The organism is Actinomadura sp. 1N219 (assembly GCF_044326405.1).
In the GTDB taxonomy this organism is placed as follows: domain Bacteria; phylum Actinomycetota; class Actinomycetes; order Streptosporangiales; family Streptosporangiaceae; genus Spirillospora.
Genome location: NZ_JBIRAY010000007.1, coordinates 314,097 through 325,964 on the forward strand (window position 1 = coordinate 314,097; position 11,868 = coordinate 325,964).

9 protein-coding genes are annotated in these 11,868 nt (G+C 69.7%); 7 read left to right on the top strand and 2 right to left on the bottom strand.

The window, feature by feature from the left end:
* Positions 1-275 precede the first annotated feature (275 nt).
* The 6 genes from ACH35V_RS23235 to ACH35V_RS23260 all read left to right on the top strand — a co-directional run bounded on the left by ACH35V_RS23235 (position 276) and on the right by ACH35V_RS23260 (position 8,941).
* Entirely contained in the window at positions 276-1,922 is a 1,647-nt protein-coding gene (locus ACH35V_RS23235) for a chitinase (protein ID WP_395975063.1), read from the top strand.
* 61 nt (positions 1,923-1,983) lie between these two features.
* Entirely contained in the window at positions 1,984-3,750 is a 1,767-nt protein-coding gene (locus tag ACH35V_RS23240; RefSeq protein ID WP_395975064.1) for a chitinase, read from the top strand.
* 59 nt (positions 3,751-3,809) lie between these two features.
* Complete coding sequence (locus ACH35V_RS23245; RefSeq protein ID WP_395975065.1) at positions 3,810-4,667, top strand: lytic polysaccharide monooxygenase; 858 nt, start codon at positions 3,810-3,812, stop codon at positions 4,665-4,667.
* Positions 4,668-4,706: 39 nt separating this feature from the next.
* The gene (locus ACH35V_RS23250) at positions 4,707-5,630 is read left to right on the top strand and encodes a DUF305 domain-containing protein (protein ID WP_395975066.1); all 924 of its coding nucleotides are present in this window, start codon (positions 4,707-4,709) and stop codon (positions 5,628-5,630) included.
* 9 nt (positions 5,631-5,639) lie between these two features.
* Positions 5,640-8,204, top strand: a complete 2,565-nt coding sequence (locus tag ACH35V_RS23255) for a glycosyl hydrolase family 18 protein (protein WP_395975067.1) — start codon at positions 5,640-5,642, stop codon at positions 8,202-8,204.
* A gap of 191 nt (positions 8,205-8,395) precedes the next feature.
* Complete coding sequence (locus ACH35V_RS23260; RefSeq protein ID WP_395975068.1) at positions 8,396-8,941, top strand: NuoB/complex I 20 kDa subunit family protein; 546 nt, start codon at positions 8,396-8,398, stop codon at positions 8,939-8,941.
* A 7-nt stretch (positions 8,942-8,948) separates the two neighbouring features.
* On the opposite strand, the gene ACH35V_RS23265 is transcribed toward ACH35V_RS23260, so the two are convergent.
* Positions 8,949-9,578: a TetR/AcrR family transcriptional regulator gene (locus ACH35V_RS23265; protein ID WP_395975069.1), complete on the bottom strand. Its 630-nt coding sequence runs from the start codon at positions 9,576-9,578 to the stop codon at positions 8,949-8,951.
* Between the two features lie 281 nt (positions 9,579-9,859).
* Between ACH35V_RS23265 and ACH35V_RS23270 the strand changes: the two genes are divergently transcribed.
* Positions 9,860-11,131 carry an acyltransferase family protein gene (locus tag ACH35V_RS23270; RefSeq protein ID WP_395975070.1) on the top strand — a complete coding sequence of 424 codons (1,272 nt, stop codon included), beginning with the start codon at positions 9,860-9,862 and terminating at the stop codon, positions 11,129-11,131.
* A gap of 31 nt (positions 11,132-11,162) precedes the next feature.
* Here ACH35V_RS23270 and ACH35V_RS23275 read toward each other — a convergent pair whose 3' ends face one another.
* A complete protein-coding gene (locus ACH35V_RS23275) occupies positions 11,163-11,855 on the bottom strand; it encodes a hypothetical protein (protein ID WP_395975071.1) in 693 nt (230 codons plus the stop codon).
* Positions 11,856-11,868: the final 13 nt, after the last annotated feature.

Here is an 11,868-nt window from a genome sequence, read left to right on the forward strand (position 1 = left end):
TCGCGACCCAATTGGCGAGTCTCGCCAATGGAACGGGCCATTCCAGGGCAGGTAGTGCCGATATTCGGCGGGGCTCGGGCTGGTTCGGTGTTCAAGCTGGGGTGGTTGCTCTATGCAGGTGGCGAGGTTCCGGAAAGGGCTTGCCCAGGTCACGGAGGCTCGTTACCTTGCTTTCAAAACTGATAGGAAACCTTCCTATCGATTAGCGATCTAGCAGCAGTGACCTATCTCGGGGTTCGGGGGAATCCGCCAGCTTCCTACCGATGGAGTGAGAGTTGCGCCCCCACGCAGACTTGCGCCCCCGTTCCGTTCCCAGCGCCCGCTCAGTCCGCAGTGTCCGCTCGGCACTCAGCGTCCGCTCGGCTCTAGGTGTCATCGCCGTCCTCCTCGTCGCGCTCCTCGCGCCGCTCGGCGGCTCCCAGGCCAGCGCCGCGACGCTCGCCGCGACGTTCACCAAGCCCAACGACTGGGGCTCCGGCTGGGAGGGGCGCTTCACGCTGACCAACGCGTCCAGCCAGGCGATCAACGGATGGAAGGTCGAGTTCGACCTGCCCGCCGGGACGACCGTCGGCTCCTACTGGGACGCCCTCCTCACCAAGAACGGGCAGCGCCAGACATTCGAGAACCGCAACTACAACGCCGCGGTGCCGGCAGGCGGTTCCGTGACGTTCGGGTTCCTCGGGAACGGTCCCGGATCCCCCGAGAACTGCACGTTCAACGGCAACCCGTGCGGCGGCGGTGACACCGGCAATCCCGGCGAGCTCGGCGCGCCCGGCAACCCGACCGTCACCGCGCGGACCGACACCTCGCTGACGCTCAGCTGGCAGCCAGCCTCCGGCACGCCCACCGGCTACCGCGTCTACGAGGGCGCCGACCTGCGCGCGACCGTCAGCGGCACCACCGCCACGATCAGCGGCCTCGCGAAGTGCTCGACGCACAGCTACACGATCAAGGCGTACGACGCCGACGGCGAGTCGGCCGCCAGCACCGCCGTCTCCAGCACGACCAGCGGATGCGTGAACAGCGCGCTGCCCAAGCACTTCCTGACGGGCTACTGGCACGACTTCGTCAACCAGGCCCGTCCGCTGAAGCTCTCCCAGGTGCCCGACGAGTACGACGTCATCGCGGTCGCGTTCGGCGAGTCGACGAGCCGCTTCGGCGAGGTCAGCTTCAAGGTCGACCCGGGTCTGGCCAGCGCGGTCGGCGGCTACACCGACGAGCAGTTCAAGGCGGACGTGAAGGCGCTCCAGGCCAAGGGCAAGAAGGTCATCCTGTCGGTCGGGGGCGAGAAGGGCGCGATCTGGGTCGGCAACAGCAGCGCCGCGACCCTGTTCACCGACTCCATGAGCGCCATCATCGCCGAGTGGGGCTTCGACGGCGTCGACATCGACCTGGAGAACGGCCTCAACCCGCAGTACATGGGGCAGGCGCTGCGGGCGATCCGCGCCAAGGTCGGCAACGACATGATCATCACGATGGCGCCGCAGACCGTCGACATGCAGTCCACCGGCGGGGCCTACTTCCAGCTCGCGCTGGCCATCAAGGACATCCTGACCGTCGTCCACATGCAGTACTACAACTCAGGCACGATGCTCGGCTGTGACCAAGGGGTGTACTCGCAGGGAACGATCAATTTCATGACCGCGCTGGCGTGCATCCAGCTCGAGAACGGGCTGCGTCCCGACCAGGTGGCGCTGGGTCTCCCGGCGGGCGCCGGTGCGGCGGGCGGCGGAGTCGTCTCGCCGGGTCTGGTCAACAACGCGCTCGACTGCCTCGCCAAGGGCACGAGCTGCGGCAGCTTCAAGCCGTCCAAGACGTATCCGGACATCCGCGGCGCGATGACCTGGTCCATCAACTGGGACGTCACCAACGGCGGCCGGTTCGCCGGCACCGTCGGCCCGCACCTGGACACGCTTCCGTAACCGATCCCGCTCCCGCGGCGGGACACGCTGCGGGAGCGGGACGTTTCGCCAGAGGACGGACATGAAGAAGATCTGGGCCCCGGCGGTTCTCACCGCCGGGCTGCTCGTCGGGCTCCCGAGCCCGGCGCAAGCTGAGAACGTACTGGCCAATGCCGGTTTCGAGACAGGGTCGCTGAGCGGCTGGACGTGCGCGACCGGCGGTTCCGTCGTGACCACTCCGGTGCGGACGGGCTCGTACGCGCTCGCCGGCGGTGTGACCGCCGGCAGCACGGGCCAGTGCACGCAGACCGTCAGCGTCCAGCCGAACACGGCATATTCGCTGTCGGCCTGGGTGCGCGGCAGTTACGTGTACATGGGCGTGACCGGCGGAGCGAAGACGTGGACGCCGTCCGCGTCCAACTACACCAAGCTGACGGTGTCGTTCACGACCGGAGCCGACCAGAAGTCCGCGGAGATCTTCCTCCACGGCTGGTACGGCACCGGCGCCTACCACGCGGACGACGTGGAGCTGGACGGCCCCGGCGGCGAACCCCAGCCCGGAGTTCCGGGCGCGCCCGCCGCCCCCAGGCTCGGCACGGTCACCGACAACTCGATCGCGCTGTCGTGGGAGCCGGCCACCGGGACGGTCACCGGCTACCGCGTCTACGAAGGCTCGGCGCTGAAGGCGACCGTGACCGGGACGAGCGCCACCATCTCGGGTCTCACCGCGTGCAGTTCGCACAGCTACACCGTCGCCGCCTACAACGACGTCGGCGAGTCGGCCAAGTCGGCGCCGGTCAGCGGCCGGACGGGCGGCTGCACCGACACCGGGCTGCCGAAGCACGCGCTCATCGGCTACATGCACGCGAGCTTCGCCAACGGCTCCGGCTACGTGCGGATGGCGGACATCCCGGACGCGTGGGACATCATCGACCTCGCGTTCGGCGAGCCGACGTCGGTCACGTCCGGCGACATCCGGTTCAACCGCTGCCCGGTGAGCGAGTGCCCGAACGTGGAGAGCGACGAGGAGTTCGTCGCCGGGATCCGCGCGAAGCAGGCGCAGGGCAAGAAGGTGCTGATCTCAATCGGCGGCCAGAACGGCCAGGTGCAGCTCACGACGACCGGGGCGCGGGACGCGTTCGTCCGGTCCGTCTCGGCGATCATCGACAAGTACGGCCTGGACGGCCTGGACGTCGACTTCGAGGGCCACTCGCTCTACCTCAACAGCGGCGACACCGACTTCCGCAACCCGAAGACCCCGGTGATCGTCAACCTGATCTCCGCGCTGAAGACGCTGAAGGCCAAGTACGGCGAGAAGTTCGTGCTGACGATGGCACCGGAGACGTTCTTCGTGCAGGTCGGCTACCAGTTCTACGGCGGCGCAGGCGGCGGCGACGGCCGGACCGGCTCCTACCTCCCGGTGATCCACGCGATGCGGGACGACCTGACCGTCCTGCACGTCCAGGACTACAACTCCGGCCCGGTGATGGGGCTCGACGGCCAGTACAAGAACATGGGCGGCGCCGAGTTCCACATCGCGATGACCGACATGGTGAAGGCCGGGTTCCCGGTCGCGAACACCGGTCACACGTTCCCCGGGCTGCGGCCCGACCAGATCGGCATCGGGCTGCCCGCCGCGATCCCCGCGGGCAACGGCCACACGTCGCCCGCCCAGGTGCAGCAGGCGGTGAACTGCCTGGTCAAGGGGACGGGCTGCGGCTCGTACACGCTGCGCGGCGGGACGTCCCCCGCGCTGCGCGGGCTGATGACCTGGTCGATCAACTGGGACAACTACTTCAAGTGGGAGTTCATGAACGCCCACGAGCCATTCCTCAACGGCCTTCCGTAGAGCACCGAAGAGCCCCGAAGACCTTTTTGAGGAAACCACCCCCACCGGAAGGAATGTAAATGAGATCGACCCGATCGAGAAAGGTCGCGGCCGTCGCGGTCACGGTCCCCGCGGCGTCCGCGCTGGTGGTGCTCGGCACCTCCTCCGGCGCGAGCGCGCACGGGACCATGTCCGACCCGCCGAGCCGCGTCTACGTCTGCAAGAACGAGGGCCCTGAGGCCCCGAAGTCGGACGCGTGCAAGGCCGCCGTCGCCGCCGGCGGCACCCAGGCGTTCTACGACTGGAACGAGGTGTCGCTGCTGGACGCCGGCGGCCGGCACCGGCAGATCATCCCGGACGGGCAGCTCTGCAGCGCCGGGCGGGCCAAGTACCGCGGCCTGGACCTGCCGCGCGCCGACTGGCCCGCCAAGCGGATGTCGTCCGGCCAGCAGACGATCACCTACCACGCGACCGCGCCGCACTCGGCCAGCAACTTCGAGTTCTACATCACCCGGGACGGCTGGAACCCGACGATGCCGCTGCGCTGGTCGGACCTGGTGCACATCCAGACGTTCAACCGCCAGAACCCGACCACGTTCACCAAGTGGACGATCAACATCCCGCCGCGCTCGGGCCGGCACGTCCTGTACTCGATCTGGCAGCGCGTGGTCGGCAGCCAGGAGGCCTTCTACACCTGCTCCGACGTCGACTTCGGCGGGACGACGACGCCCCCGACCGACCCGCCGACCGATCCCCCGACCGACCCTCCCACCGACCCGCCGACGGACCCGCCGAGCGGCACCTGGACGGCCGGCACCGCCTACAGCGCGGGCGCCCAGGTGACCTACAACGGCGTGACGTACCGGTGCCTCCAGCCGCACACGGCGCTGGCCGGCTGGGAACCCGCGAACACCGCGGCGCTCTGGCAGAAGGTCTGAGCGCGACGAGGATGATGCGCACGCGATGAGTTGCCCCACATGAAGCGCCACGCGACCGACCACCGCGCCACGGGACGGCCCGCGCCCGGAGACCCCGCCACCACGGGGGACCCGGCGCAGGGCCGGCCCGCGGCCGATCCTCCCGCGGCCGACCGCCCAGTGGCCGACCGCCGCGTCACCGTCCGCCACACGGCCGAGTCCACCCCTCCGGCCGAACCCCCTGTGACGGACGGCCGCGCTGCGGGACGCCCCGCGGTGAAGCGCGGTGTCGTGAAATACGGCGCGCTGGCGCTCCTCGCCGCGTGCGCTCTCCTGGTGTTCGCCCAGTGCGGGGCCGCCGGCGGTTCGCCGTCCGGCGGCTCCGCCCCCGCGTCGCGGGGCGGAGCCGGCTTCAATTCCGACGACGTGATGTTCCTGCAGATGATGCTTCCCCATCAGGAGCAGGGCGTGAAGCTGGTCCGGCTGGCGAAAGGGCATCCGGTCAGCCCCGAAGTGAAGACCCTGGCCGCGGCGATCGAGACCACCCAGGTCGCCGAGGCGAAGGAGATGCAGCGGCGGCTGCGCGGGTGGCAGCGGCCGCTGCGCGCGGACTCGCACGAGCATGCCGCGCACGGCGGCATGCCGGAGACGACCGACGCCGAACTGGCGGCGTTGGAGCGGACCCCGCCAGACCAGTTCGAGCGCCAGTTCCTCAACCTGCTGATCGGCCACCAGGACGACGCGGTCCAGATGGCCCGGCTGGAGACCGGCAGGGGCGAGGACGGCTGGACGCGGCGGCTGGCGGAGCGCGTCGACCGGTCCCGGTCGGCGCAGATCGAACAGATGCTGGCCATCCTCCGACCCCCATCCTCGAAGGCGCCCGCATCCGAGAAGGCACCCAGATCCCCGCAGGCACTCCCGTCCCTGAAAGTTCTCCGATCCCCGGAAGGAACCCGACCCCCGGAAGACTCCCACCGGAAGTAGGTGTTCGGCATGCGCCGAATAATCGGAATCCTGACCGCTTTCATTGTCTTGGCCGCACTCGCCGTCGCTCCCGCCCAGGCGGCGGACCGGCTGACGGCCGCCTTCAGTTTGTCCGGGACGACCGGGAAGTATGTGGTCACCAATCCCGGCACGGCCGCCGTCAGCGACTGGACGCTGACGTTCGAACTCCCCTCGGGCGTGACCGCCCGCAACCCGCAGAACGCCACCTTGTCGCAGAACGGGACGAAGGTGACGCTCCGTCCGCTGTTCTATATCAACACCGTCCGCGCGGGCGGCAGCACCGAGCCGTACAGCCCGACGTTCACGCTGAGTTCCGCCGCGCAGCCGACGAACTGCCTGCTGAACGGCGCGGCTTGCGACGGCTCGGGTGAGGGCCCGCCGGAGAAGGCGGGCGTCACCGCGGAATACTCCATCGACGGGTCGCGCGCCAAGTTCATCGTCGCGAACAATTCCGGGGCGACGATTTCGAACTGGTCGATCGTGTTCACGCTGCCGTCCGGCGTGACCGCGAGCGGCGCCGACAACGGCTCGATCACCCAGTCGGGCAGCACGGTCACCCTTTCGCCCGCCCACTACAACGCCACCATCCAGTCGGGCCGCACGACCGAGCCGTACAGCCCGACGTTCACGGTCAGCAGGGCCGGCGCGGAGCCGGTGACCTGCCGGGTCAACGACGTCAACTGCGACGGGTCCGGCGACGTGCTGCCGTCCGCGCCCGGCAACCTCACGTCCCCGGTGAAGACGACGAAGACCGTCTCGCTGAAGTGGGACGCGGCGACCCCCGGCAGCCTGCCGATCACCGCCTACGAGGTGTACAGCGGCACCACGCTCGCGACCACGGTGCCGGAGACGAACGCCACGGTCACCGGCCTCACGCCGAACACCGAGTACACGTTCACCGTCAAGGCGCGGGACCGCAAGGGCGGCCTGTCGCCCGCCAGCGCGCCCGTCACCGTCAAGACGAACAACCCGGCCGATGACACGCAGGCCCCCACCGTCCCCAGCGGCCTGCGCAGCACCGGCAAGGACTCCGGCAGCGTGTCGCTCTCGTGGAGCGCCTCGTCCGACAGCAGCGGCGTCGCGAACTACGACGTGCTGGTCGACGGCAAGGTCGCGACGACCGTGATCGGGACGACGGCGAAGGTGGCGGGCCTCTCCCCGTCCACCGAGTACACGTTCACCGTCAAGGCCCGCGACAGCTACGACAACGTGTCCGGGGCCAGCGAGGCCGTCAAGGTGAAGACGGACGACATCGTCGGCCAGGGCTACGCCAAGGTCGGCTACTTCGTCCAGTGGGGCATCTACGGCCGCCAGTACTTCGTGAAGAACCTGGACACCACCGGGAACGCGAAACGGCTGACCCACATCAACTACGCGTTCGGCAACATCGACCCCGTCAACCTGACCTGCCTGCACGGCGTCACCAAGGGCACCACGCAGAACCCGCAGGACCCGAACCAGGGCGACGGCGCGGGTGACGCCGAGGCCGACTACGGGCGCCCGTTCAGCGCCGCGCAGTCGGTGGACGGCGTGGCCGACACCGGCTGGGAGAAGCTCCAGGGCAACTACAACCAGCTGCTGAAGCTCAAGAAGAAGCACCCGCACCTGAAGGTGCTGATCTCGCTCGGCGGCTGGACGTACTCGAAGTACTTCTCCGACGTCGCCAAGACCGACGCGTCCCGGCAGAAGTTCGTCAAGTCCTGCCTCGACATCTACATCAAGGGCAACCTGCCCGTGTACAACGGCAAGGGCGGCCCGGGCACCGGCGCCGGGATCTTCGACGGCATCGACCTCGACTGGGAGTGGCCGGGCGCCGAGGGGCACCCGGGCAACCACGTCAGCCCGGACGACAAGCGCAACAACACGCTGCTCATCCACGAGTTCCGCCGCCAGCTCGACGAGCTGACGAAGGAGACCGGCAACCGCTACCAGCTCACCGCGTTCACCCCCGCGGACCCGGCGAAGATCGAGGCCGGCTGGGAGCTGGCCGAGGTCGCGAAGTCCATGGACATCTTCAACATCCAGGGCTACGACTTCCACGGCGCGGGCAGCGACAACTCCTGGGAGCCCAAGCGGACGGGCCACCAGGGCAACCTGTACACCGACACCGACGACCCCTACCCGTTCCACTTCAGCGTCGAGAACGCCGTGCAGCCCTACCTCGACGCGGGCATCAACCCGCGCAAGCTGACCATCGGCCTGGCCTACTACGGCCGGGGCTGGCAGCAGGTCAAGGACGGCGGCAAGAGCGGCGAATGGCAGGACGCGAACGGCGCGGCCCCGGGCCAGTTCGCGGAAGAGGCCGGGACGCGCGGCTACAGCAACCTGCTCGCCAGCGTGCCGAACTGCAAGATCGTCCATGACGAACAGGCGGTGGCGACGTCCTGCTTCACCGGCGACAACGGTCAATGGTGGACGTTCGACGACCCCTGGGCGATCCAGAAGAAGGTCGCCTGGCTGAAGAGCAAGAACCTGCTCGGCGCGATGATCTGGGAGATGTCCGGCGATCCGGGCATCCTCACCCAGACGCTGGATCAGAGTCTGGGGAGTTGACCCCCTGACCCCCTGATCCCGTGAGACCCAGGGCCGGTGCCGCCTTGCGCCAGCACGGCACCGGCCCTGACCCAATCCCCACCGGACGCGCGTCCCCCCGCGGGACGCGCGTCCGCCTTTTCGGCACCGCGTGGCCCATTTCACGAAACTGGTTTGGACCACCCGGTCCACTCTTGGGTATCGTCGGCGTCATGGGACTTGAGGAACAGCTTCCCAGCGGCTTCCTGCTGACCACGGTGGAGAAGGTCGCCGGATGGGCGCGGTCGAGCTCGCTCTGGCCGATGACCTTCGGGCTGGCCTGCTGCTCGATCGAGCTGATGGACGTCGGCATGGCCCGGCACGACTTCTCCCGCTGGGGCATGGAGCGCGCCTCGGCCACCCCCCGGCAGGCCGACCTGATGATCGTCGCGGGCCGGGTGAGCCAGAAGATGGCGCCGGTCCTGCGGCGCCTCTACGACCAGATGACCGAGCCGAAATGGGTCATCGCGATGGGCGTGTGCGCGTCGTCCGGCGGAATGTTCAACAACTACGCGATCGTGCAGGGCGTGGACCACATCGTGCCGGTGGACTTCTACCTGCCCGGCTGCCCGCCCCGGCCCGAAATGCTGCTGGACACGATCCTCAAGCTCCACGACAAGATCCAGAACAGCACGCTCGGCGCGGACCGCAAGGCGGAGATCGCCGAACTCGAAGAGGGCGCCCTCTCGCACCGGCGGCCGTCGAAGATCAGCCTTTAACGCAATCTCAGGGGACGGCCGGAGGGGCGAGTAGCCTGCGGAGCATGGCCAGTTGCAGGCCGGCCAGTCGCCGTCCCTCGGCCACGTCGATGGCGTCGAGGTTCTTGAGGGCCCACGCGTCGATCGTCCACAGCAGGGCCAGCGTGAGCTCGCTCTGCAGGGACGGCGGCAGGTCGTCGCGGACGGCGCCGACCGAGCGGCCCGCCGCCAGGACGCCGCCGAGCCAGCCGTCGATCCCGGCCTTGACCCGGCCGAGCGGCCCGTCGCCCGGGGCGGGCGCGTCGGGGACGTAGAAGAGCCGCCAGAGGTCGATGAGGCGGCGGTCCCGTCCGGCGGCGCGCATCAGGTCGTCGGAGAGCCGCGCCACCGCGTCCCAGAAATCGGGGACGGCGAACTCGTCCGGCTCCGGCACTTTCACGGAGTCGCGCAGGCCGTCCGCGATGGCGGTCACGACCGCGTCGAAGAGCGCCTCTTTCGACGCGTAGTAGTGGTAAAAGGAGCTCTTGCTCATTCCGCACGAACGGATGATCCGGTTCAGCGAAGCGCCGCCGAAACCGTGGCGCACGAATTCCCGCATCGCCGTGTCGAGCAGTTCACGGCGCCGCTCCGGCGGCAGCACGGCCTTTTCGGATCCCACGTGCAGACCCTAGCCGACGGTAACGTGAGGTCACTCCACGTGGAGAGCCGGGCGTCCCCGGCCTCCCCGGGCCAGGTCGTCGCGGTCGCCGCGCGGGCGGCCGTCGCATCGGTGATCTTCGGCTTGCCAGGGGAGGGAAACGCGAGTTGATCAAGATTCTTTCGGCCGACCGGCGCGTGCTGGCGGGCCCGGCCCCCGCGACTCGGCGGCCAAGGCGGGGCGGCGGAAACCGTTCCGGCGCATTCCCTGGCGCCCGGCGCGGGGCCGTCTAGTCTGTCGTAATGATTCCCGCTTCGGGTGTTTCCTCCGCGACGTCCCGGCTTGGGTGGCTGGACGCGTTGCGCGGCGGAGCGGCGCTGGCGGTGGCGCTGCACCACGCCAGCTACGTGTACCTGCCGTCCCTGCGGATCCAGATGTCCGACTGGTTCGACCCCGGCATGGCGGGCGTGCTGGTGTTCTTCCTGGTCAGCGGGTACATCGTGCCGGCCTCCCTGGAGCGTCGCGGGAGCGTGCGGGGATTCTGGATCGGCCGGTTCTTCCGCATCTACCCGCTGCTCGCGGTGGCGTGCTTCCTCGCGATCCTGCCGTTCCTGCTCGGCGTGCTCGGGCTCCGGGCGGGGCTGGAGCAGTACTCCCCCGCGACGGCCGTCCTGGCGCACCTCACGATGCTGCAGGACGTCCTGAACGTCCCCAACGTGATGAACGTCCTGTGGACGCTGTCGTACGAGATGGCCTTCTACCTGCTGATCGTCGCGCTGTTCGTGGTGGGCGGGCACCGCCGTTCCGCACCGGCGGCGGCCGTCCTCGCCGTCGTCGCGGTCGTGGCCGTCGCGCTCACCGCCACGGGCCTGCTGACCGGCGCGTACGCCCCCGCCGCGCTGCTGTCGCGCACCGCCGGGACGGGCCCGGTCGTCGCCGTGACCGCCGCGGGCGTGGTGGTGGCGATCGCGGCGGCGGTGTCGAAACGCCCCACGCCGCGCGTCGCCGGGGGGCTGCTCGGCGGGCTGCTCGCCGTCCTGCTGGTCACGGCGAACGGGCGCATCGACGCCTGGGAGGGCCTGATCATGCTGGCGATCATGTTCACCGGGACGGCCGTCCACCGCGCCGAGCACGGCCAGATCGGCCGGCGCACCGCCGCGGTGGCGTGCGCCGTCGTCCTGGCGGGCGCGCTCGGCACCGGGACGTGGCACGCGGCGCCCTACGGCTGGAAGGCGCAGCTCGCCTGGTGCGCCACGGTGCTGGCCGCCGCGGCGGCGTTCGCGGCGGCGTGGCGCTGGCGGCACCGCCGGTTTCCCCGCTGGGCCACCGGCCTCGGCACCATCAGCTTCTCGGTCTACCTGCTGCACCCGCTGCTGCTGATGGTGGCGGCGCAGTTCCTGGACATCTCCGGCCGGGAGGACGTGGTCGGCCTGGTGTTCTTCGTCCTGGCGCTGCTGGCCGTGAGCTGGGCGTCGCAGCGCTGGATCGAGGCCCCCGCGCAGCGCCTCGGCCGCCGCCTCACCCGCCCGGCCCGCCCGGACGCCCCCGTCCAGCCCCAGGTCCTCGCCTCCTGAACCGCGGCACCTTCACGGGCGCCGCCCCGCGCTACTCCTCGACGTACTCCTCGGGGAGCACCCGGTATCCCGCCACCTCGTTCGGCAGCCGCAGTTCCCGCGCCTGGACGGAGGCGACCATGCTGCTCAGCATCCCGTTCATCGCCTCGGGAAGCGCGCTCGTGGCGTCGCCGAGCGCGGGGTCGGCCATATAGGTCTGGACGGTGGACATCCGGCGCACGATCGCCTCCACGGCATCGCCGAACCCGAAGCAGATGACCCGCGGATGCCGCTTCCACTCCGGGTCGACCAGCGCACGGTGCGGGTCCTGCCACGCGGTGGGCGGACGGTCGGCCGGTGCGCCGTCCGTCAGCAGGAACACGACCGGGCGGACGACGCTGTAGCCCTGGTCTTGCAGGAGCGGGACGTCGATGTCGATCCGGTCGCGGAGCAGCGCGAACAGCGGCCCGAACCTGGTGCCGCCGCCGCAGCGCAGCACCGGCATCTGCCGCATCCTCCCCAGCTCCGTCATCCTCACCACGACGGTGGGCTCGGACGCGAACGTGACGATCGACAGGTGCACGAACTCGGAGACGCGGGGGTTCAGGTACAGCGTATTGACGATCTTCGCGAGGGTCTCGTTCAGCAGCTCCTCGTGCTGCTGCATCGACTTGGAGACGTCCAGCGCGAGATAGGTCGGCATGCCCTTGCCGCGGCCGGGCGCCGATCCGGTGGAGGTGGTCATGTCGGGTCCTCTT